The organism is Prosthecobacter sp. GW821-HT29F12, from assembly GCF_058803405.1.
This window is the reverse complement of sequence record NZ_CM179517.1, coordinates 2,631,889-2,653,772: the sequence shown is the minus strand read 5'-3', so window position 1 is coordinate 2,653,772 and position 21,884 is coordinate 2,631,889. Positions and strand designations below refer to the sequence as shown.

Below are 21,884 nucleotides of genomic sequence, written 5' to 3'. Positions count from 1 at the left end.
CACTCCGTTTTTTTTGCCTGCCAGCAGCCCCGCTGATGAATGGTTATGCAAAGCTGTCAGACAAGTCTCCACATCCTCAGGATGGAGAGGCCACTTGCTCCTCCCACCGCGCCAGCAGCCACAGCACATCTGACAAGCGGTTGAGGAAGCGGATGATCTCCTCATTGGGCACATGATCGTCCGTGCCCTGCAGGTCGATGACGTTGCGCTCGGCACGGCGGCAGGCCACGCGGGCGAGATCGGCATAGGCACCGCTCATCACACCGGCTTCGCCGGGCAGTGCCCAACCTTTGAATTTGAGCGCGCCACCAGCCTCCAGCTTGGCCACCCACTCATCCAGCCGCTCGACGTTGGGGGTGGAAATGCGATCGGGATGAGTGGCTGCATAACGGCTTTCATCGCCGGGTGGGGTGGCCAGCTCTCCCATGAGTTCAATGAGCCAGCGCTGCACCTTGGGTACGATTTGCTGCGTCTCCTCGCGTGCAGCGGCGATGCGCAGGGGGCCGAGGGCGGCGTTCAGTTCATCCACCGCACCAAGGGCGTGAACTCGAGGATGGGATTTGGCGAGGCGACAGCCAAACAGCAGGTCGGTCTGGCCTTGATCTCCTTTGCGGGTGGCGATGGACATAGGAAGAGAGCTACGAATTCAGAAAAGGGAAAGACGGCTGAAAGCGATCATTCGTCAGGAAAGCTGCTGGGCGGCGTTTCGTGAAGCGGGGCCGCGATTGGAGCTGGTGGTGGAAGGAGGGTTGTTTTTCCTTTGCGGCAGGAACGTACCGTCCAGCCAAACAGCAGGGCCAAAAGGAGCAAGGCGGCCAGACGTGCGGAGCGTGTGGGAAGCATGGGACGGGGTGCAGTTTCAGCCACCTTTGGCCTGTCGGCGGCGATCCACTTCCCGGCTGGCTCGTTCCAAAGTGAGCAACTCCTCCGCCGTGAGGCTGTCTTTCCCGTGCAGGTTCATTTTATCCAGCAGAGGATTCACCACCTCCTCCATCCACGCTTCCACCGAGTCCAGCTGCCGCTGCGAGGCCAGGGGAACCGTGTCTATTTCGAGTTCGTTTGCCGGCCGTGAACGCGAACGGGCCATGGCCGGTTTGCGCGGCTGCCGGTACTGTGTCGGCTGCCACTGACTGGCGTAGGTCAGAGGTCTGCCGCCATAGCCGAGGCTGCGTGCGTAAAACCAGCCCAGTGCCGCGCCGCCAAGGTGGGCAAAGTAAGCGATCTGCATCCCTTCGGGCAGGATATGAAACAGGATGCCTGCCAGGCCAAAGACCAGCTGGATGATGAACAGGCCCTTGGCCAGTGTCCAAAGGCGCAGATGCACGGGGATGATGAAGTAGATGAACGCAGTGATTTTTTCATCCGGCATCACCACCGCCAGCGCCATGAGCAAACCAAAAACCGCCGCAGAAGCGCCCACGAGGGGCGTGGTCATGTCACCTGTCACAAAACCATTCACGGCCATCTCTGTGGCGGCGCCCACCACGCCGGAGAAAATATAGATCAGGGTGAAATGGCGGCTGCCAAACAGCTGCTGCACCCCACGCCCGGCGAACCACAGCATCATCATGTTCAGGGCAAAGTGCACCACACTGCCATGCACAAACATGTAGGTGAAGAGCGTCCAGACATTGCCACGCATCAGTTCATGCACGCTCACGCCGCCCAGGGGCATGTACATCTCCCCCGTCAGGGGGTGTCGGACCCAGCCGGTCTCAAACACGAACTGCATGACAAACACCGCAATATTGATCCCAAGGATTACGTGGAATGCCGTAAATTCCCGCACCATTCCGGCAACGGAACGTGGCGGTCCTTCACGCATGTAGTCGCGGTCGTACAGGGACATGGGCTGAATGTGCCCGTCTGCGCGCCCTGTGCGAGGTTTTTTTCGCGTTGGCGATGACAAGCGCCGACGGTTCGGTTACGCTTTTCTTACAGTATGAAATCGTCTTCTGAATCCCTGCTCGACGCCGTATCTCAAAGTGGGGCGCATGATGCCGCTGATCTGCTGGAGCAAGCCTCGGGCGAGGATGCCGCCAAGGTGCTGCAACAGCTGAACCCCATGGTGGCTCAGCACGTGCTTGAGGAGATGCAGGAAGAACCGCGGACTGCGGCCATGACGTTTGTGCCTTTGCAAAAGGCCAGGCAGTGGGCCAGCAACCGCGAACATCCCGAAGACAGTGTCGGCTGGCTGATGGAGGAGCCGGTGGCAGTCTTCCGACCTGACGCAAGCGCGCGCGACACCATCGAAGAAGTGCGCAAGCTCGCGAAGAAGGCCTTTATCACCTACGGTTATATCACGGATGAACAGGGGCGCCTGCTCGGCCTGCTGGTGATGCGCGATCTCATGCTCGCCGAGCCGGACGCCAGACTCAAGGATGTGATGGTGCGGGACCCCTTCAAGCTCGACCCCAACATGGAGCTGACCGAGGCGATGAAGCTCGTCGTCAACAAGCACTACCCCGTCTATCCTGTGTGCAGCAAAGACGGCATCCTGCTGGGCTTGGTGCGCGGGCAGACCTTGTTCGAGGCGCGGGCCATCGAAATCAGTGCCCAGGTTGGATCGATGGTGGGGGTGGAAAAGGAGGAGCGACTCTCCACACCGCTGCTGCGCAGCCTGCGTTTCCGTCATCCATGGCTGCAGATCAATCTCGTCACCTGCTTCATCGCTGCGACCGTTGTCGGGGTGTTTGAGGGTACGCTCGGCCGCCTCGTGCTGCTTGCTGCGTTTCTGCCGGTGCTAGCCGGACAGTCTGGCAATACGGGATGCCAGGCACTTGCGGTGACCTTGCGCGGTATGACGCTGGGTGATCTGAAACCGGGAGATGAACGCCGGCTCGTGATCAAAGAGGGTTTGCTAGGTTTGTATAACGGCATGCTCGTCGGTATTTCCGCAGGCATCGGCATGGGGATCTATGCACGCATGAATCACAATCCCAACGCACTCGTGCTTGCGTTCGTGGTGTGGGTCGCGATGACTTTTAGCTGCGTCGTCAGCGGCTTGAGTGGTGCGTTGATTCCGTTGCTGCTGAGAAAGTTTGGCGCTGATCCTGCCACCGCATCCAGCATCTTTCTCACCACCGCCACGGATGTGATCAGCATGGGCACCTTTCTCGGACTCGCGACCTTGCTGGTGCCATGATCATTTGGAGCAGGGAAGAGTGGAGGCAGCGTATGCACGATCATGCAGCGCGCGTTGCCGCACATGCTGACGCTTTCGTGGACCGCCGCAGCCGAGACGCGAAACATCCGGTGCATGATTTTCTCTTCACCTACTACAGCTTTGCGCCAGCGAAGCTCAAGCAATGGGTGCCGCCTTACAGTGTGGGACTGGAAGTCACCAGCGCTGATCTCGAAGCATGCCCTTGGTTGCAAAGTGATCGGTTCGTTTGCGAAAAGGGGTTTCTGCGTGTGGACGAGAGGCGATTCATGCAGCGAGAGCGAGAGTTCGCCGCCTGGGTGGCCATGCTCTGCACGCGCATCCTGGGCAGGGCAGGGAGGTTCACCTGCTTCGGCCTGCATGAGTGGGCCATGGTGTACCGTCAGTCAGTGAAGCAGGTGCGGCATCAAGGCTATGAACTGCGTCTGCCACCGCATGAACTCGCCGCCTTTGTGGAGTCTCTTCCCGTGTGCTGCTCACACTATGATGCGTTTCGTTTTTTTACGTCGGATGCGCGACCGTTGAATGTCCTGCAGCCCACGCTCGATTCTCGTCCTGATCTCGAGCAGGCGGCCTGCCTGCATGCGAACATGGATTTGTACAAGTGGTCTTCCAAGCTCTGGCCCTGGACCGGCTCCGATTTGATCGGCGAGTGTTTTGAACTGGCGCTCAAGGGCCGGGACCTCGACATGCGGGCAAGCCCTTATGATCTGAGCTCTCTCGGCTATGAACCGGTGAAAATCGAAACGGTGGAAGGTCGTGTTCAATATGAGCGTGAGCAACGCGAGTTGGCGGCGGAGGCTGCGGATCTTCGGCGGAGATTGCTCGAAGTCTGCTCGGCGCTTTCACAGATTGTCGTTGCTCATCCGCCGGCCCACTTCCTCGCAAAGTCCGATGAACGTACGCTCGGGCAGGTTTAGCGGGCGGTTCTTGAGGGTTGAGACGATCCAGCGGCGTTTGAGCTTGGCTTTCGGCAGCGGCAGTGCGATCAACTGCCCTGCTTCGATCTCAGCACGCGCAATCCAACGTGCGGCGATCGCCACGCCGATGCCCAGCTTGGCCAGTTCAACCGTGGCCTCGGAGCTGCCCAGCTCAATGAAAGAACTCAGACGCACGCCGTTCTTGAGAAAGTATTCCTGAATCATCGAGAAGTTCATGCTGTTGCGGCTCGCAACAATGAAGGTCTCGTTTGCCGCATCCTTCAGCTTTGGCCGCGTCTGAGCCCAGCGGTGCAGGGGAGAGACGAGAAACTCCAGTTCGTCATCAAAGATGGCGTGGCAGTTCATGCGGGAGACGTCAAGCGGACGCAGGCTGACCGCGAGGTCGATTTCATTGCTCACCAGTCGCTCGATCGTGTCCGGGGTTTCTCCGCAGGTGACCTTGATCTCATAGAGCGGGAAGGACTCTTTGAACTCGCGCAGCACAGTGGGCAGAATGAACTGCGCCGCTGCGGTGGTGCAGCCTATTTTCAGTTTGCCACGCGGCATCTGGTCCAGCGTTCCGAGCACCGCCCGTGCGTGGCTCATGGACTGCAGGATCGTTTCTGCATGTGGCAGCAGCTCGCGCCCTGCATGCGTGAGGTGTACGTGCTTGCCCTGGCGGTGAAACAGCCGGCTGCCGAGGTCTGTCTCCAGGGACTTGATGGCATGACTGACAGCACTCTGCGTGAGGTGCAGTTCGCGTCCGGTCTGCGTGAAGCTGCCGCTGCGTGCCAGGCGGACGAAGGCGCGGAGCTGTCGGGTGTCGATGGCTTGATCCATGAATGCGATTCATACATCAATTGAAAAACATTGCGCCTTGTTTCTGGCGAAATTCTGGCACGTGGCTCGCCTGATGCTGATATGTCGGGGCATGCAGAAGCTCTCCACAGTCCAAAAATCCACATTAGCCGGGGTCGTTCAGCCAGTCCGCATCGGGTTCATTCCCCTGGTTGATTGCGCTCCATTGCTGGTGGCCAGAAAGATGGATCTGTTCCGCAAACACGGTGTGCATGTCGAGTTGAGCTGTGAGGTTGGCTGGGCCACCATCCGGGAAAAGCTGCTCTACGGCCAGCTGGACGCGGTGCACGCCATTGCCGGTCTGGCGCTGGCCATGCGTCTCGGGATAAGCGGTCCGCCATGTCGGGTGGTCGCTCCGTTTGTCTTCAATTTGCATGGCAACGCGATCACTCTCAGCCGGGATCTGTGGAACCGTGGTGTGCGTGATGCCACCAGTTTGAAAAAGCTCATCCGCAGCGCCTTCAGCCGCCGCTTCACCTTTGCCATGGTGTCCCGCTACTCCTCCCACAATTTTCTCCTGCGCCAGTGGCTGCAGGCAGGCGGCATTGATGTTGAAAAGGATGTTCGCATCGTCGCGCTGCCGCCAACGCAGATGGCTTCCAGTCTTGCGGCAGGTCTCATTGATGGTTACTGCGTCGGTGAACCTTGGAACTCCTATGCCGTCGATCAAGGCATCGGCTGGATCGCTGCCACCAGCGAACAGCTAGCCCCGGGGCATCCTGAAAAAGTACTGCTCACCACCGAGCGATTTGTCAGTGCTCATGGGGCAGAGTCCCAGGCGATCATCAACGCCTTGAAAGAGGCCTGTGAGTTCTGTGATGCCAAGGATAACCGCCCAGAAGTTGTCCGCGTTCTTGCCGACAGCGGCTACTTTTCCGGGTCTGAGAAGATCCTGAAACGCTCGCTCGTTGGCCCCCTGGATCTCGGCTTCGACAAATCCGTGGCGGTCACGGATTTCCACATTTTCCACCGTCGTGACGCCAACTTGCCCGTGAGTGAGCGCGGACGCTGGCTGCTCGATCAGTTCATCGCACACGGTCTGCTGACCAGCAGTCAATACACCGATGCAGCCACCGCATTGCACGAAGCGTGGACTGCCGAACTCCAATTTCCCAAAGCCAAAGCAGCCGCCCGCACCCCCGCCAAAAACAACAAACGCTCCAAACTCGTTCAAGCATGAATCCCTCCTCTCCACTCACCCGTCGTTCCATTCTGCGCACCGGCGCCACCGCCGGTCTCGGTGCTCTGTTCTCCGGTCTGCCTCAGGGCTGGATCGGCTCCGCCTATGCCGATGACTCTCCCGAGTCACCCGACATGAAGTTTGGCATGATCGCCCTCACCGATTGTTCCAGCATCGTCGTGGCGCACGAAAAAGGACTGTTCAAAAAATACGGCGTCAATTCCACCGTCAGCAAAGGCGCCAGCTGGGCGGCCATCCGCGATTCACTCACCAATGGGGACATCCAGGCCACGCACATGCTGCTCGGCATGCCGATCGCAAGCACGATGGGACTCGGCGGCGCACCGAAGAAGCCGATGATCGCACCGTGGATCATCAACCGAAATGGTCAGGCCATCACGCTCGCCAACACCTTCAAAGGCAAAGTTGCAGATGATCCGAAGGCCCTGAAGCCCTTCGTGGATGAAGCCAAGGCCAAAGGCAATCCGCTCACCTTTGCGATGACCTTTCCGCCGGGAACGCACGCGATGTGGATTCGCTACTACCTCGCCGCCGGCGGCATCAATCCCGGCGATGCCGCTGGTGCTGGTGCTGATGTCTCCCTTATCACTGTGCCGCCGCCCCAGATGGTGGCGAACATGAAGGTCGGCAAGATGGACGGCTTTTGTGTGGGTGAACCTTGGAATGCAAAGACCATTGCAGAGGACATTGGCTACACCTCCATCGCCACGCAGGGGATCTGGAAGGATCATCCTGAAAAAGTCTGCGCCTTTAGCGAGGAATTTGCCGCGAAGAATCCGAAGACTGTCAAAGCGGTGCTCAAGGCGCTGCATGAGGCCAGTGTCTGGCTCGACAAGATGGAGAACCGCGAAGAGCAGGCGAACATCGTCAGCGCTGCGACCTACATCAACTGCCCGCCCGAGGCCATCCTGGGGCGTCTGCAAGGCAAGTACAACATGGGTGACGGCCGCAAGTTCAAGGACCCGAACTACATGATCTTCAGTGATCGCAACTGCAACTACCCGCAAGCCAAGTATGCCAAGTGGTGGCTCACTCAGCTCCGCCGCTGGGGATTCGTGGATGGCGCGTCCGACTACGAAGGCGTGGCGAAGCAAGTCATGCGCTCGGATATCTACGAAGAGGCCATGAAGGAAATCGGCTACACCCACGGCGGTGTCGATGAAAAGCCCGAAACGCTTTTCGACGGTGTCACCTTCGATCCGAAGTCCGATCTCGAAGCCTATGCCGCATCATTCGCGGTGAAAACTCTCAAAGCCTAACCCCAGACCGCATAGCCGCATTATGCACCTGATCCAACGCTTCAAACTCGAATTCATCCTATTGCCGCTCGGTGCAATATTAGCATGTGGTATTCTTTGGTACGCAATTGCCGGGAAGTCCATGACCACTGAAAAAGTGGATGATTTCGGTGACAAGATCAAAGTCACGAAACGCGCTGGCCTTTCCGCCGATCTCCCGACTCCGGTCGAGACATGGACGGCAAGCAAGCTCTACATTACGGAGCCGTTCGCCAAGCGTGGAGAGTTGGATCAGGGCATCTTGCGGTTTACGTGGATGTCTCTGGTGCTGGTGGTGCAGGGGTACTTCATCGCCCTCATCATAGGCACTCCTATTGGTTTCTTCCTGGGCCTTTCGAAGAAGTTTGCCATCGCATTTGATCCCATCATCCAGGTGCTTAGACCGGTTTCTCCTCTCGCATGGTTGCCGCTGGGAATGATTCTCTTCAGTGGCGTCAAAATCGTGAATGGTGAGGGCCGCACGACCTTTGGAGCCTCTGATGCCGCAGCGCTTTTCACCATCGCCATCTGTGCGATGTGGCCCACGGTGATGAACACCGCCGTCGGCGTGCGTGCTGTGCCGCAGGATTACCTGAATGTGGCCAAGGTGCTCAAGCTCTCCAAATCAAAAACGCTTTGGAAGGTCCTGGTTCCTGCCACGTTGCCATACATGTTTACGGGATTCCGCCTGAGCCTCGGCATCGCCTGGCTTGTGATCGTGGCGGTGGAAATGCTCACCGGCAGACCCGGTGTGGGCGGATTCCTCTGGCAGCAATACAACGCCAACAGCTACGCCCACATCATTCTCTGCATCCTCACCATTGGCGTCGTTGGCTACATTCTCGACCGCCTGATGAGTGTCGTTGAATCGCGGTTCAAGACCGCCTAACCCTCAACTCTGATCCAGATATGCCGCTTATCGAAATCAAAGGTGCCTCCAAAGGCTTTGGGCTGCCGGGCACACGCACGGAAGTTCTCAAGAACATCAATCTCTCCCTGGAGGAAGGGGAGTTCGTCGTCATCGTTGGATACTCCGGATCCGGCAAAAGCACGCTGATCAATCTCATCTCCGGTCTGGTAAAGCCTGATGCAGGCGTGGCCACGATCTCCGGTGAGACCATCACCGGGCCGGGGCCAGATCGGGGCTTGGTCTTTCAGAACTACTCCTTGCTGCCCTGGCTGACGGTGGAGGAAAACATCGCGCTGGCAGTGGATGAGGTCTTCAAAGACTGGACGCCCGCGCAGCGCAAAGAGCATGTACAGAAGTACATCGACATGGTGAAGCTGAAGCCCGCGGCGCACAAGCTGCCGAAGGAACTCTCCGGCGGCATGCGGCAGCGCGTGGCGGTGGCTCGTACCCTGTCGATGAATCCCAAGGTGCTGCTGTTGGATGAACCTTTGAGTGCCTTGGATGCGCTCACTCGGGCGACGATTCAGGACGAGATCAGCGAGATCTGGCGTCAAAACCTCACCACGGTGCTGTGGATCACGAATGATCCCGATGAGGCATTGTTGCTGGCGGACCGTGTCATTCCACTGCTGCCCACCGCCCCCGCAACCCTCGGCGAGCCGATTTTGGTCGATATCGAGCGGCCACGAGATCGAAAGACGCTCAATCACGATCCTAAATTCAAAAAACTCCGCACTCAGCTCATCAACACTCTGTTGGATGCCAAGGGGCGCATGAAACCCAAAACCAGTGTCAAGCTCACGCTGCCAGACATCCTTCCTGAAGATCTGACACACGTGAACTCGTTGCAGTTTCTCAACCGCGCCGGTCCCAGGCGGCGCTCCGACTCCAAACGTGAAGAAGTGGAGGTGGTCGCATGAAATCCTCTCCTCCCATGCTTGAACTGGATCGTCTGTGGAAGACGTACGAGACGCCGAAAGGGCCGGCAACGATCGTCAAAAACTTCAATCTCAAATTGAAGGAGGGCGAGTTCGCCACGCTCATTGGCCACAGCGGCTGCGGCAAGAGCACGGTGCTCATGATGGTGGCCGGCCTGAGCGACCTCAGCCAGGGCAACATGATCCTTGCGGGGCGTGAAGCCAGCGGCCCGGGTCCGGACCGTGGCATTGTGTTTCAGTCGCCCTGCCTGCTGCCCTGGATGACGGCCTTTGAAAACGTCATGCTCGGCGTGAATCAGGTCTACTACACCGCCAGCAAAGCGGAGCGTCGTCACATGGCGGAGTATTACCTTACCATCGTTGGTCTTGGCGATGCGATGCACAAGCATCCCGGTGAACTTTCCCAGGGGATGCGCCAGCGCGTGGGCATTGCCCGTGCGTTTGCCCTGCAGCCCAAAATGCTGCTGCTGGACGAGCCCTTTGGCATGCTGGATTCACTCACTCGTTATGAACTCCAGGAGGTGCTGCTCGAACTGTGGAGGCGCAACCGCATCACGACCCTCATGGTCACGCATGATGTGGACGAAGCCATCTTTCTCTCGGATCGCGTCGTGATGATGACGGATGGCCCCGAGGCCGAAGTGGGTGATATTTTGCAAATCCCTTTCGAGCGTCCACGCAATCGCAAGCAGATCATGGAAGACCCGCGTTACTACGAGTTGCGCGAGCGGCTCATCACCTTCCTCAATGACAAGTCGCACATCCGCCCCAGCCGTGATCCGAAGTTTGTCCCGTCTCCAGACATGGCCGCCGAACTGGCCACCCATGCCCCCAATTTCCCTGCAGCCGCCGCTTAGCCGAATCAACAACACACCCACCCACTACACCCCATGAAAAGGCTACTCCCGCTTTTGCTGGCGACTTCCTCGCTGGCATTCGCCCAAACTCCCGCACCCAAATCCACGGCCCCCGCACCAGCGCCTGTCCCGGGCTTCACGCTGGCCCCTCCGCCGCCCACCTATGCTCCCATGAAGATGGGCAAGCTGACTGTGGATGTGCAGGAAAAGATGCGCTACGAAATCCGTGACAACAACTTCGACTTCAACAGCGCCGTCAACAGTCCGCAGGACGCTGCCTGGCTGCTCCAGCGTTTTCGTCTCGGACTTGGGTATGATTTGAATCCATGGCTCAAGCTCTATGTGCAGGGACAGGACGTGCGTGAAATCGGCGGCAGCCGGGCGCGCCAGATCGGAGTGAACGGCGCTGAAGGCGATGATGTCTTTGATGTCCTCAAGGCCTACATCCAGATCGGCAATCTCAAAAAGGGATTCAGCTCCGTCCTCGGTCGCCAGTTCCTGTCCTATGGCGATCAACGTCTCCTGGGGCCGCTGGAATGGGCGAATCAGGCGCGCACTTTTGACGCCTTTAAGTTTCGCTATACTGCGAGCAAATGGTCTCTTGATCTCTTCACTGCCAGCCCGGTGAACTTTGCCAACAACAAATGGAACAAGTCGGATTTCATTGATCAATCGGATCACCGCAATGCCTTCATGAGCGGAATCTACCTGAGCACGCTCTTTGTGCCCTTCAACACCACCACGGACTTCTATGTGTTTCACAACCGGGATGACGGCACGGCAAACTTCGGCGCACCGACTGGCTCAACGAGCTTTGTCACTCTGGGCACGCTGTGGAAAGGCGATCCGAAGAAGCTGAACGGCTTCGACTATGACACCGAGATGGACTTCCAAACCGGCAAGGTGGGCGGTCGTTCTCTCACCGCCTACGCCGGCCACTGGGGTGCTGGCTACAACTGGCTCAAGCACGCCTGGAAGCCACGTTTTGGTCTGCAATACAACTATGCCAGCGGCGATGGTGATCCTAACGATGGCAAGATCGGCACCTTCCAGAACCTGTATCCGACGAACCATCTGTTCTACGGCTACATGGACACCACGGCCTGGATGAACGTGCACAACCCCCAGGTGAATTTCAGCTTCATGCCGACGCCCAAGATGAAGGTGATGCTGGACTACCATCTCTACTGGAACGCCAACAATGCTGACGCATGGTATCGTGCCAACGGTGCCACCAAAGTTCGCCCTCTCAGCGCCGCCGCCAACAATGCGAGCAGTTTCCGCGGGCAGGAGTTTGACCTCACCGTGAGCTACAAGCTCAACCCTCACGTCGCGTTTCTGACCGGCTACAGCTATTTTATCGCTGGTGATTACCTGAAGCAGACTGGTGCGGCGAGCAATGCCCAGTTTGGTTACGTTCAGGTGCAGATCGACTTCTGATCTGCCGGACCCGCCGCCTGCCGCGACCAGTTTATCAAGCGGCAGGCGACTGGGTTTTTATGCATGAGAGAAATTCATCAATAATATAAAAAACATTCAAGGCGTTCGTGGATTGCCCTAGCACACTTGGCACGGGGAAAGCTCTCATAGAAGGGATAGAACTTCCACCCAACCTCATGAAATTAGCCGATCTCAAAACCTCCGGACACTGGCCCACGCTGTTAACTTCGTTTCTGTACTTTGATGTCAGTTTCATGGTCTGGACCATTCTCGGTGCGCTTGGGGCGCAGATCGGGTCCTCTCTTGGGCTCACACCTCAGGAGAAGGGGCTGATGGTGGCGGTGCCCTACTTGTCGGGTGCATTCATTCGCATCCTGCTTGGGATGCTGGTGGACCGCATCGGTGCCAAGAACACGGGCATCATGGCGCAGCTCATCGTCATCGCAGGCATGACCACGGCGTGGCTCACGGGCCTGCACCAGTTTTCACACACTTTGATGCTGGGAGTGGTGCTTGGCGTTGCCGGTGCCAGCTTTGCCGTGGCGCTGCCTCAGGCTGGGCGCTGGTATCCGCCGCACATGCAGGGGCTGGTGCTGGGCCTCGCAGGTGCGGGAAATGTCGGCGTGGTCATTGATGCGATCCTGGCGCCACGGCTGGCTGTCATTTATGGCTGGAATGCCGTTTTTGGTCTGGCTCTCATCCCGCTGCTCCTGGTGCTCGTCATCTACATCGTGTTCTCCAAGGAGGCGCAGGTGAAGGTGAAAAAGAAGACGCTCAAGGATTATGTGAACCTGCTGAAGGAGAAAGACGCGCACTGGTTCTGCTTCTTCTACACCATCAGCTTCGGCGGTTTCTCCGGACTGGCCGCATCACTCATCATCTACTTCACGTCCGAGTTTCATCTTCAGCCAGTCGAGGCTGGCACCTGGGCGGCGCTGTGCACGCTGGTGGGGGCTCTGGGCAGGCCGGTAGGAGGTGCGCTGGCCGATCGTCTCGGTGGTATTCGCGCCCTGCATGTCTTTTTTCTTGCTGCAGCACTGGCGCTGGTGCTGGCGGCTTGTGCAGGAACGATCGGGCTTTGCGCCTTTGGTTTCTTCCTGGCTTCCTGCGCTTTCGGCATGGCCAATGGCTCCGTCTTTCAGCTGCTCCCGCAGCGCTTTGCCAAGGACATTGGTGTGATGACCGGCCTGGTGGGCTGTGGTGGTGGGCTGGGCGGCTTCATGCTCGCCAGTTCGTTGGGCTTTTCCAAGGGCCTCACGGGCAGCTATCTCGCAGGTCTGCTCGCTTTTTCCACGCTGTGCATTCTGGCCCTTGTCGGCCTCAATTTCGTCAAACTCCGCTGGCGCACCACCTGGGGCGCTCTGGCTGAGGCACGCATTTAGTCCGCACCTTGTTTTTCCGAAGTGATGAAAGTTCTCACCACCAGTCACGGCATGGCCAGAGAAGAAGGGATTCCTTCTTCCGATGCCTTTGCCGTGCGCTCGTGGGATCAAACCGTCATCGCCGTGCTCAGCGACGGCGCGGGCAGCGGCGAACCCGCGCGAGAGGCGGCGCAGCGTGCGGTGAGCTCTCTCATTGAGCATTACAGCGCACGTCCGCGCTCCTGGTCGCCGCAGCAGGCGCTCACCACCTTTGCCCGCATCCTCAATCTGGCGCTGTATCAGGAGTCACAGGTGCGCTATGAACGCACAGAGATGGTGGCCACGCTGGCCGCAGTGGTGATCGAGGGAGACACGCTGCATGGCATCAATCTCGGAGACTCCTCCATCTGGCTCTGGCGTGAAGGAAAGCTGAACACGCTCTCCACCACACACGTGGAGACGGAGCGCTCCCACATCCTCACGCGTGCGCTCGGCATGAGTTCGGAGATTGAGCCTGCCTGTTTCACGCTCACGCTGCAGGACGGTGATGTGGCTTTCCTGTGCTCTGACGGTGTGTCCAATCATGTGTCAAAGGATGAGATCGCCATGGCGCTTTCCCGTCACAGCTCAGCTCGTGGAATTGTGCAGACGGCGCGCCAGAAGGCGAAGGATGAAACGCTGGACGACATGAGCGCCCTTGTTCTCGACATCCAGCAAACCGGCAGACTTCACGCCATGAATGCACGCCCGCTCACCATTCCCGCAGTTTTGAAAAAGGGTGACAAGATCGACGGGTATGAACTCATGCGCTCGTTTCATGGAACCAGCCGCGTGTGGCTGGCTGAAAAGGACGGCCATCGCGTGGTCATGAAATTTGCACCCGTGGAGGCGGTGGACAGCCCGCAGCATCTCGAAGCCTTCACACATGAGACGTGGAACGCCACTCGTGCGCAGTCCGCGCACTTCGTCCGCTCCTACGAGCCGCCGGGGCAGACCATGCGCTACTATCTCATGGAGTTTGCGGATGCGCCAAGCCTTGCCGCCGTGCTGCGCGAGCGCGTGCTCTCGGTGGACTCCGCCATCGCGCTGGGGAAGTTTCTCGCGGAAGCCACGCAGACGCTCCTGCGCCTGGACCTCGCTCATGGTGACATCAAGCCGGAGAACATCCTCTGCATCGGTGACTACACGCGCCTCACCTTCAAGCTTGTCGATCTCGGCAGCGCTGCCGCCATCTTCTCCGTCTCATCACGTGCTGGTACTGCCAGCTACCTTGCACCGGAGCGCTTTCACAGCGTTCCCATCAGCGAGCGCACAGAGATCTTTGCCATTGGTGTCACGCTGTATCAGGCGCTCACGGGCAGGCTGCCTTACGGTCAGATCGAGCGCTTCCAGACGCCTGTTTTCCATGTGGCGAAGCGGCTGTCCAAGATCAATCCGAACATTCCATCATGGCTGGAGGCTGTCATTCACCGTGCCATCGCCATCAAGCCCGCACGCCGCTACCAGCATTACTCCGAGCTGGCGCATGATCTCAATCATCCCGAACGCGTGCAGCCTTTCTATGAAGCGGACACTCCGCTGATCGAACGCAACCCGGTCGCCTTCTACAAGACCGGCTTTTTCATCTTTTTGCTCACCACGATCTGGCTGGCTTTCAGGCTCCTGTCCCAGAAGTGACGCACTTCAATTCCCCCACCGCCGCTAACATGAACTCAGTCCCCGTCATTCCTGACAACGCACCCTTCTCCACCGAGCAGCGAGCCTGGCTCAATGGCTTCCTCGCCGGTGTGCTCAATCGCGGCTCCGCAGCCGCCTCCGTGGTTTCGCCCCAGAAGGCAGCCACCCCGCTCCTCATCGCCTTCGGCAGTCAGAGCGGTAATGCGGAAAGTTTGGCCAAGCGGCTGGCCAGGGAAGCATCGGGTCGGGGTTTTGCAGCGCGCGCTGCAGGCCTCGACTCGCTGCAACCCTCCGACCTTGTCAAAGAACAAAACGTCCTTCTCATCACCAGCACCTGGGGGGAAGGGGACATGCCTGACAATGCCGTGTCCTTCTGGGACAGCCTCAATCAAAATGGCAGCAGTCCGAAACTGGATGGCGTGCAGTACAGCATTCTCGCGCTAGGAGACAAAAACTACGGTGATACTTTCTGCCTTGCCGGCAAGAAGCTCGACACACGCCTCGCCGAACTCGGCGCGAAGCGCATTGTGGACAGGGTTGATTGCGACGTGGAGTTCGATGATCTCGCGAAGAAGTGGAGCTCCAATGCTTTCACGGTCTTGAGCGGAGATTCCGCAGCGGCATCTGCCGCAGTCGTTGGTGCAGCAGAGGTAGAAGAGACAGGCTATAGCAAAAAGAAGCCGTTCCCAGCCAAGCTCATCGCCAACGTGCCTTTGAATACCCGGGGCAGCAGCAAGGACACCCGACACATTGCTTTTTCACTCACCGGCAGCGATCTGACCTACGAGGTGGGAGACGCTCTGGGTGTGTTCGTGCAAAACTGCCCGGAAGTGGTGGATGCGGTCATCGCTGCGCATGCCTTTGATCCGCAGGCGGTGGTAGCGCTGCCTGACGGTGGCAGCGCACCGCTAAGGGAGGCGCTCATCAAGCACTATGAAGTGAGAAACCTCTACGGAAAAAGGCCTGAAGCCAGCCTGACTCTCATGGCGTTCGTGGAAAATCTGCGCAAGCTGCAGCCTCGCCTCTACTCCATCGCTTCGAGCATCAAGAAGCACGAGAATGAAGTCCATCTCTGCGTCGCGGCGGTCCGCTACAGCAGCGATGGAGTGGCTCACAAGGGGGTGGCTTCCACGTTCCTGGCGGATCGCCTGCCGCTCGAAGAGACCACTGGCATCTACTTCCATGCAGCCAATCATTTTCGTCTGCCTGCGGATCTCACGAGGCCCGTTATCATGGTCGGCCCGGGCACCGGCATCGCGCCGTTCCGTGCCTTCCTCGAAGAGCGTGAAGCAACACAGGCCTCGGGAAAAAACTGGCTGTTCTTCGGAGATCAAAAGCGCGCCAGCGACTTCCTCTACCACGACCAGATCATTGAGTGGGTTCAAAAAGGGCACCTCACACGGCTGGACACCGCCTTCAGCCGCGATCAGGAAGAAAAGATCTACGTGCAAACACGCATGCTGCAGGCCGCCACGGAACTCTGGCAGTGGCTGGAGGAGGGGGCACACTTCTATGTGTGTGGTGACGCCAAACGCATGGCCAAAGATGTTGATGATGCGCTGCACAGCATCATCCAAACCGCCGGTGGAAAAACAGCCGAGGAGGCCGCCGCCTACGTCAACCAAATGAAAAAGGAGAAACGCTATGCCCGCGATGTCTATTGAACCACCTCCCGCTGTGCTCCCGATGAACACTGATTTTTCCAGCGAGCAGAAGCGCTACCTCGAAGGATTTTTTGCCGGCATTGCCGCAGGCGGAGTCTCCTTTGGTGATCTGGCGCCTGCACCGGCTGCTGCGCCTGCCGGACCCGCGTTGGATGATCTGACCAAGGAGGAGCGCATCAAACGTGAGCTGCATCCTTTTGACGCCATCGAGCAGCTCGTCATGGATGCACGGTGGAATTCCAAGCCCGAGCCCGAGTCGGTGTTTCGCTACAAATGGAACGGGCTCTTCTGGCTGAATCCTGTGAAGGACGGCTACATGTGCCGGTTGCGCATTCCCGGCGGCATCGTGAAGAGCTATCAGTTGCGGGAGCTTGCTGCCATCGCCCGGGAACTCACCACGGGTTACATTCAGATCACCACTCGGAACAATTTTCAGATCCGCCTCATCGAGCCGAAGAACTGTCCCGAAGTGCTGCGCCGCATCCAGGGCTGTGGCCTGCACTCCAAAGGTGCGGGTGCGGACAACATTCGCAACATCACGATGAACCCATGCGCGGGCTATGATCCGCATGAACTCATTGATGTGCGTCCGCTGGTGAACGAACTCGCCACGCTCATCATTGCTTCAAAGGAATTCTACGATTTGCCACGCAAGTTTAACATCGCCTATGATGGCGGTGGCCTCATCTCGGCGGTGGAGGATACCAATGACATCGGCGCCAGTGCCGTGAAGATCGGCGAGAACAGTGAGGGCATCGAGCCGGGAGTGTACTTCCGCATCGCTTTGGGTGGCGTCACAGGACATCAGACTTTTGCCAGTGACTGGGGTGTCATCGTGAAGCCGGAACAGCTCAATGACGTCATGGTCGCGCTGCTGCGAGTCTTTATCCAGTTTGGTGACCGTACGAACCGCAAGAAGGCGCGTTTCAAGTATGTGATCGAAGACAAGGGCCTGGATGGTGTGCTGGTCGAAGCTGAGAAGCTGCTGAAGTTCAAACTTACCCGCCTTGCGCCTACGGCACCGTGCCAGGCTAAGCGAGAATTCTCCCAGCAGGGGCATTCACACGTTGGCATGTTTCCGCAGAAACAGGAGGGCTTGGTTTACATCGGTGCCAGCGTTCCCGTGGGGCAGATGACCGCCAGGCAACTCGACCGCATTGCAGATCTGGCTGACAGTTATGGCTCTGGTGAGATCCGGCTCACAGTCTGGCAGAACTTCATCATTCCGAACATCAAGGCGGCCTACGCTGCCACGGTGGCAAAGTCGCTGAAGAAGCTGGGCTTTCCCAGCGAGCAGTCGAATCTCAAAAGCGGCTTTGTGGCCTGCACCGGCAACAAGTACTGCAAGTTTGCTGCCACCGATACCAAGGGGCACGCCATCTCCATGATGGAGTATCTCGACAAGCGCGTGAAGCTTGACAAGCCCGTGAACATTCACTTCACCGGCTGCGCTCACTCCTGTGCCCAGCACTTCATGGGAGACATCGGCCTGCTCGGCACCAAGGTGAAATCTGAAAGCGGGGAAGGCTACCACATCACCGTGGGTGGTGGCTTTGGTGAGAATCGCAAGATTGGCCGCCAGATCTTCAGCGGCGTGGCCTTCGAATCTCTCGGTTCCACCCTTGAGGCGATGCTCAAAGGTTATCTGGACAAGCGCAGCGCTGAGGAAACTTTTCATGCCTTCTGCAATCGGCACACGGTCGGTCAACTGCAGGAGGTGTTCAGCTCTGAGTCATGATGTGCGATCTGGAGCGCTCGATCTCAGCCGGCGGCTCTGCCGTCAGCATCATCGACGCGGCGCTTCGCGAGCAGCAGACGCTGCGCACTCCTGTTGCTCTTTTCTCCGACGAATACGATTCTAAATCAGTGCGTGATCGCTTCACGCATCTCATCCCGTTGAGCAAGCCGGATCCCGGTGAGCAGTATGCATTTGAGGTCAATCTGGACGCCTGCACCGGCTGCAAAGCCTGCGTGGCAGCCTGTCATTCCCTGAACGGACTCGATGATGGTGAAAGCTGGCGCGACATGGGCTTGCTCGTCGGCACCCGGAAGCAGCCTTATCTGCAAACCGTCACCACCGCCTGCCATCACTGTGCAGAGCCCGCCTGTGCGGATGGCTGCCCGGTGCTGGCCTATGACAAGGACGTGGTCACGGGCATTGTGAGGCATCTGGATGACCAGTGCATCGGCTGCAGCTACTGCATTTTGAAGTGCCCATATGAGGTGCCGAAGTTCAATCTGAAGCGTGGCATTGTGCGGAAGTGTGACATGTGCCAGGGGCGTCTCGCAGAAGTGGAGGCACCTGCCTGTGTGCAGTCCTGCCCAAACGAAGCGATCAAAATCAAGGTCGTGAAACTCGATGCAGTGCCGGATCGTGGCAGCATCATCACGGGTGCGTTTGATTCAAGCTACACTCGTCCTACAACGACCTATGTTTCTTCGAAACCGCTTCCAATATCCGCCAGACCGGCAGATGCGGGCCGGCTGGATCTTGATCATGGGCATGATCCGCTCGCATGGATGCTAGTTCTCACGCAGATGAGCGCCGGGGGCTTCATCGGTTGCGCCATCGCCATGTGGATGAATTTGATCACCTTGCAGCAGGCCGCCATGACCAGTGCAGCAGCCCTTGTTGTGGGGCTTGCCGGAGTGGCTTTGAGCACGCTGCATTTGGGGCAGCCATTAAAGGCCTGGAGAGCGTTTCTTGGCTGGCGCAAATCGTGGCTGTCCCGCGAGATCATGGCCTTTGGTGCTTTGCCAGCAGGCGGGCAGGCGATCTTTGTGACCTGGTGGCTCGGGAATTTTGAATGGATGCGGCTGGCTGTCACGGGGACTGCAGGCGCAGCCCTGATCGCCGTTTGGTGTTCGGTGATGGTGTATGTGGACACTCGCAGGCCGTTTTGGTCGATGCAGAATGTCGCCGCCAAATTCCTTGGCACGATGTTGCTGCTGGGAGGCGTCTTGTGTGCCGTCGTTTGGAGCTGGACCGGCATGGTCATCGCTTCGTGGGCCATGACATTCTCGCTGGTATGTCGTTGGAGTTTGTCGCTTTGGGAGATTTCCGGCTATCGGCGGGCTTTGGCCGATGAGAACTGTGCCTGGCACAAATCAGCGCGCGTATTGCAGAAACACCTTTCGAAGCAAATCGAAGCGCGGGGGCTGCTGCTCATTGTCACAGGCTTGTTGATCCCTGTTATGATCGCCGCCGGGGCCTCGGTGGGGTGGATGTTGAGCTTGTCGCTGCTGCTGACTTTTGGCAGTCAGTTGATGGAGAGGCGTTATTTCTTCACTGCCGCCGCTGGCTCAAAAATGCCGGGGAACTGAACATGATGAAACTCCCTGCCATCAAGCTGCCGGCAATGACCTTGCGAGAATGGGCCGGCCCTCTCACGGCTGACCTCGTGCGTGAACCCGCGAGGTTTGGCCTCGGACAGGTGCCATCCCACCTGATGCCGGATGCGACGACGACCGCGGTCTGTGGCTTTTGCTCCACCGGCTGCGGGCTTAAAGTCCATCTGAAAGATGGCGCAGCGGTCAATCTCACGCCGGATCCCGACTATCCGGTCAACCTCGGTGCTGCGTGTCCCAAGGGCTGGGAAGCGCTGAGTGTTCTGGATGCTCCGGACCGTGCCAGGATGCCGATTCTACATGGCAAGGAGGTCAATTGGGATACTGCACTTCGTTATTTCTGCGACCAAATGCGCGGCATCCTGGATAAGCACGGCCCAGAGGCCGCAGCCTACCTGAGCACCGGACAGATCATGTTTGAGGAGATGGCCTACCTCGGCGCTCTGGCAAAGTTTGGAATGGGCATGATCCATGGAGATGGCAATACGCGCCAGTGCATGGCCACTGCTGTTACCGCCTACAAGGAGAGCTTTGGTTTTGATGCGCCGCCGTTCACGTATGCTGATTTTGAAGAAAGCGATGTGCTTGTCTTCATCGGTGCAAATCCGTGCATCGCGCATCCGATCATGTGGCAGCGCGTGCTGCGGAACAAACGCCAGCCGCAGATCATCGTCGTTGATCCACGGACCACGGAGACGGCCATGGCCGCCACTCAACATTATGCCATCAAGCCCAAAAGCGATCTCACGCTCCTCTACGGTCTCGCCCATCTCATCATCCGCGACGGCGGCGTGGACACCTCCTTCGTGGAGCAGCACACCAGTGGCTTTGATGACTTTCAGCGCTTCCTCGCGGACTTCCATCCGGCGCGCGTCTCGCAGGAAACAGGCATTAGTGTGCATCGCCTCGTTCATTTTGCGCAGACCATCATCTCCGGATCACCGCGTGTCTCGTTCTGGTGGACGATGGGAGTGAATCAAGGGCATCAAGCCACCCGCACCGCACAAGCCATCATCAATCTGGCACTGATGACAGGGAACATTGGCAAACCCGGCACCGGCGCCAATTCGATCACGGGACAGTGCAATGCCATGGGCTCACGCCTCTTCTCCAACACCACGAATCTGCTTGGCGGGCATGATTTTCGCAATCCACGGCATCGCGAGAAAGTCGCCGCCGCCACCGGCATTCCGGTGGAGCGTATTCCTGACAGGCCCAGCATGGCATATGATCAGATCCTCAAAGCGGCTGACGAAGGCAAGGTGAAGGCGTTGTGGTTTGTGGCCACCAATCCAAGCCATTCGTGGATCGACCAAAACGAGATCAACCGCATTCTCGACAAGCTCGACTTCGTGGTGGTGCAGGACATGTACTGCACGACTGAAACGGCGAAGCGTGCGCATCTGGTGCTTCCAGCGGCGGGCTGGGGTGAAAAGGAGGGCTGCTTCATCAACAGCGAGCGCCGCATCGGGTACAGTCCCAAAGTTCATCGTGCGCCGGGTCAGGCGCTGGCGGATTTTCACATCTTCCGTCTCATCGCCCATTACTGGGGTTGTGATGACTTGTTTCGTGCATGGAGCAGTCCGGAGGCGGTCTTTCGCGTGCTGCAGCGCTGCACGGAAGACCAGCCCTGTGACATCACGGGCATCAATGGGCATGAGATGCTGCGCAAATCCGGCGGTGTGCAGTGGCCATTTTCCAGAGCTCAAAGTTCCAAGTTTGAAGCTTCAAGCTGGAAGGAGCGCCGCTTGTTTGAGGACGGACAGTTTTTCACTCCGGACAAGCGCGCGAAGTTTGTCTTTGATGCGCCGGAAGCCGCGCCGGAACAGAGCAGCAATGAGTATCCGTTGATTTTGATCACCGGGCGCGGCACCAGCGCGCAGTGGCATACGGAGACACGCACTGGGAAGTCCGCAGTGCTGGCGAAGATGATTCCTGAAGAGTTGATGCTGGATCTCAATGCGCAGGATGCTGCCCGTCTCGGCGTACGCGATGGCATGATGGTGCGCGTCATTTCGAAGCGGGCTGAGCTCACGGTCAAAGCACGGCTAACCACCACGGTCTCTCCTGGTGAGGTGTTTTTGCCGATGCATGACAGCCGCGTGAACCAGCTCACGCATGCCTCCTATGATCCTCATAGTCGGCAGCCGAGTTACAAACATTCGGCGGTGAGGGTGGAGAAGTAGCGCCAGTTGCGCCGCAAATGGAGTACGATGGACACTCTTGTCCGTCGATCAGCGCTCACATCATCTCCAACGCTGTCGAACTTC

General features: G+C 58.3%; 17 protein-coding genes. 14 read left to right on the top strand and 3 right to left on the bottom strand.

Features of this window, described 5'->3' with window-relative positions:
- Positions 1-76: 76 nt before the first annotated feature.
- Entirely contained in the window at positions 77-628 is a 552-nt protein-coding gene (locus AC3RLQ_RS10930; RefSeq protein WP_493036975.1) for a cob(I)yrinic acid a,c-diamide adenosyltransferase, read from the bottom strand.
- Positions 629-859: 231 nt separating this feature from the next.
- Positions 860-1,849: a rhomboid family intramembrane serine protease gene (locus AC3RLQ_RS10925; RefSeq protein WP_493036973.1), complete on the bottom strand. Its 990-nt coding sequence runs from the start codon at positions 1,847-1,849 to the stop codon at positions 860-862.
- Positions 1,850-1,942: 93 nt separating this feature from the next.
- On the opposite strand from AC3RLQ_RS10925, the gene AC3RLQ_RS10920 reads away from it, so the two are divergent.
- Both AC3RLQ_RS10920 and AC3RLQ_RS10915 read left to right on the top strand, forming a co-directional pair.
- Entirely contained in the window at positions 1,943-3,145 is a 1,203-nt protein-coding gene (locus tag AC3RLQ_RS10920) for a magnesium transporter (protein WP_493036971.1), read from the top strand.
- 77 nt (positions 3,146-3,222) lie between these two features.
- Positions 3,223-4,083 carry a hypothetical protein gene (locus AC3RLQ_RS10915; protein WP_493036969.1) on the top strand — a complete coding sequence of 287 codons (861 nt, stop codon included), beginning with the start codon at positions 3,223-3,225 and terminating at the stop codon, positions 4,081-4,083.
- On the opposite strand, the gene AC3RLQ_RS10910 is transcribed toward AC3RLQ_RS10915, so the two are convergent.
- Entirely contained in the window at positions 4,009-4,923 is a 915-nt protein-coding gene (locus AC3RLQ_RS10910; protein ID WP_461526063.1) for a LysR family transcriptional regulator, read from the bottom strand. The two genes, AC3RLQ_RS10915 and AC3RLQ_RS10910, sit on opposite strands and share 75 nt — an antisense overlap.
- On the opposite strand from AC3RLQ_RS10910, the gene AC3RLQ_RS10905 reads away from it, so the two are divergent.
- The 12 genes from AC3RLQ_RS10905 to AC3RLQ_RS10850 all read left to right on the top strand — a co-directional run bounded on the left by AC3RLQ_RS10905 (position 4,922) and on the right by AC3RLQ_RS10850 (position 21,800).
- Positions 4,922-6,121 (top strand): CmpA/NrtA family ABC transporter substrate-binding protein, encoded by a 1,200-nt coding sequence (locus tag AC3RLQ_RS10905; protein ID WP_493036967.1) that lies wholly within the window; start codon positions 4,922-4,924, stop codon positions 6,119-6,121. The genes AC3RLQ_RS10910 and AC3RLQ_RS10905 overlap by 2 nt on opposite strands.
- On the top strand, positions 6,118-7,401 hold the full coding sequence (locus tag AC3RLQ_RS10900; protein WP_493036965.1) for a CmpA/NrtA family ABC transporter substrate-binding protein: 1,284 nt from the start codon (positions 6,118-6,120) through the stop codon (positions 7,399-7,401). The genes AC3RLQ_RS10905 and AC3RLQ_RS10900 overlap by 4 nt, the downstream gene beginning before the upstream one ends.
- Positions 7,402-7,522: 121 nt before the next feature.
- Positions 7,523-8,308, top strand: coding sequence for a nitrate ABC transporter permease (ntrB, locus tag AC3RLQ_RS10895; protein WP_493036963.1), 786 nt, complete (start codon positions 7,523-7,525; stop codon positions 8,306-8,308).
- A 20-nt stretch (positions 8,309-8,328) separates the two neighbouring features.
- Entirely contained in the window at positions 8,329-9,249 is a 921-nt protein-coding gene (locus AC3RLQ_RS10890; protein WP_493036961.1) for an ABC transporter ATP-binding protein, read from the top strand.
- Positions 9,246-10,124, top strand: a complete 879-nt coding sequence (locus AC3RLQ_RS10885) for an ABC transporter ATP-binding protein (protein ID WP_493036959.1) — start codon at positions 9,246-9,248, stop codon at positions 10,122-10,124. Before AC3RLQ_RS10890 ends, AC3RLQ_RS10885 begins: the two co-directional genes overlap by 4 nt.
- Positions 10,125-10,157: 33 nt before the next feature.
- Entirely contained in the window at positions 10,158-11,564 is a 1,407-nt protein-coding gene (locus tag AC3RLQ_RS10880; RefSeq protein ID WP_493036957.1) for an alginate export family protein, read from the top strand.
- Positions 11,565-11,740: 176 nt separating this feature from the next.
- Positions 11,741-12,946, top strand: coding sequence for an MFS transporter (locus tag AC3RLQ_RS10875; protein WP_493036955.1), 1,206 nt, complete (start codon positions 11,741-11,743; stop codon positions 12,944-12,946).
- A gap of 24 nt (positions 12,947-12,970) precedes the next feature.
- Positions 12,971-14,602: a bifunctional protein-serine/threonine kinase/phosphatase gene (locus AC3RLQ_RS10870; protein WP_493036953.1), complete on the top strand. Its 1,632-nt coding sequence runs from the start codon at positions 12,971-12,973 to the stop codon at positions 14,600-14,602.
- A gap of 29 nt (positions 14,603-14,631) precedes the next feature.
- A complete protein-coding gene (locus AC3RLQ_RS10865) occupies positions 14,632-16,266 on the top strand; it encodes a diflavin oxidoreductase (RefSeq protein ID WP_493036951.1) in 1,635 nt (544 codons plus the stop codon).
- Positions 16,267-16,288: 22 nt separating this feature from the next.
- Positions 16,289-18,004 (top strand): NirA family protein, encoded by a 1,716-nt coding sequence (locus AC3RLQ_RS10860; protein WP_493036949.1) that lies wholly within the window; start codon positions 16,289-16,291, stop codon positions 18,002-18,004.
- Entirely contained in the window at positions 18,001-19,590 is a 1,590-nt protein-coding gene (locus AC3RLQ_RS10855; RefSeq protein ID WP_493036947.1) for a DmsC/YnfH family molybdoenzyme membrane anchor subunit, read from the top strand. Before AC3RLQ_RS10860 ends, AC3RLQ_RS10855 begins: the two co-directional genes overlap by 4 nt.
- Before the next feature lie 2 nt (positions 19,591-19,592).
- Complete coding sequence (locus tag AC3RLQ_RS10850; protein WP_493036945.1) at positions 19,593-21,800, top strand: molybdopterin oxidoreductase family protein; 2,208 nt, start codon at positions 19,593-19,595, stop codon at positions 21,798-21,800.
- Positions 21,801-21,884 lie beyond the last annotated feature (84 nt).

Excerpts from the sequence above, each read along its gene's own strand:
- AC3RLQ_RS10880 (WP_493036957.1), top strand. The coding sequence starts at position 10,158 with ATGAAAAGGCTACTCCCGCTTTTGCTGGCGACTTCCTCGCTGGCATTC.
- AC3RLQ_RS10875 (WP_493036955.1), top strand. The coding sequence starts at position 11,741 with ATGAAATTAGCCGATCTCAAAACCTCCGGACACTGGCCCACGCTGTTA.
- AC3RLQ_RS10925 (WP_493036973.1), bottom strand. The coding sequence starts at position 1,849 with ATGTCCCTGTACGACCGCGACTACATGCGTGAAGGACCGCCACGTTCC.
- AC3RLQ_RS10910 (WP_461526063.1), bottom strand. The coding sequence starts at position 4,923 with ATGGATCAAGCCATCGACACCCGACAGCTCCGCGCCTTCGTCCGCCTG.
- AC3RLQ_RS10920 (WP_493036971.1), top strand. The coding sequence starts at position 1,943 with ATGAAATCGTCTTCTGAATCCCTGCTCGACGCCGTATCTCAAAGTGGG.
- AC3RLQ_RS10860 (WP_493036949.1), top strand. The coding sequence starts at position 16,289 with ATGAACACTGATTTTTCCAGCGAGCAGAAGCGCTACCTCGAAGGATTT.
- AC3RLQ_RS10870 (WP_493036953.1), top strand. The coding sequence starts at position 12,971 with ATGAAAGTTCTCACCACCAGTCACGGCATGGCCAGAGAAGAAGGGATT.
- AC3RLQ_RS10930 (WP_493036975.1), bottom strand. The coding sequence starts at position 628 with ATGTCCATCGCCACCCGCAAAGGAGATCAAGGCCAGACCGACCTGCTG.
- AC3RLQ_RS10905 (WP_493036967.1), top strand. The coding sequence starts at position 4,922 with ATGAATGCGATTCATACATCAATTGAAAAACATTGCGCCTTGTTTCTG.
- AC3RLQ_RS10900 (WP_493036965.1), top strand. The coding sequence starts at position 6,118 with ATGAATCCCTCCTCTCCACTCACCCGTCGTTCCATTCTGCGCACCGGC.
- ntrB (WP_493036963.1), top strand. The coding sequence starts at position 7,523 with ATGACCACTGAAAAAGTGGATGATTTCGGTGACAAGATCAAAGTCACG.
- AC3RLQ_RS10850 (WP_493036945.1), top strand. The coding sequence starts at position 19,593 with ATGATGAAACTCCCTGCCATCAAGCTGCCGGCAATGACCTTGCGAGAA.
- AC3RLQ_RS10855 (WP_493036947.1), top strand. The coding sequence starts at position 18,001 with ATGATGTGCGATCTGGAGCGCTCGATCTCAGCCGGCGGCTCTGCCGTC.
- AC3RLQ_RS10865 (WP_493036951.1), top strand. The coding sequence starts at position 14,632 with ATGAACTCAGTCCCCGTCATTCCTGACAACGCACCCTTCTCCACCGAG.
- AC3RLQ_RS10890 (WP_493036961.1), top strand. The coding sequence starts at position 8,329 with ATGCCGCTTATCGAAATCAAAGGTGCCTCCAAAGGCTTTGGGCTGCCG.
- AC3RLQ_RS10885 (WP_493036959.1), top strand. The coding sequence starts at position 9,246 with ATGAAATCCTCTCCTCCCATGCTTGAACTGGATCGTCTGTGGAAGACG.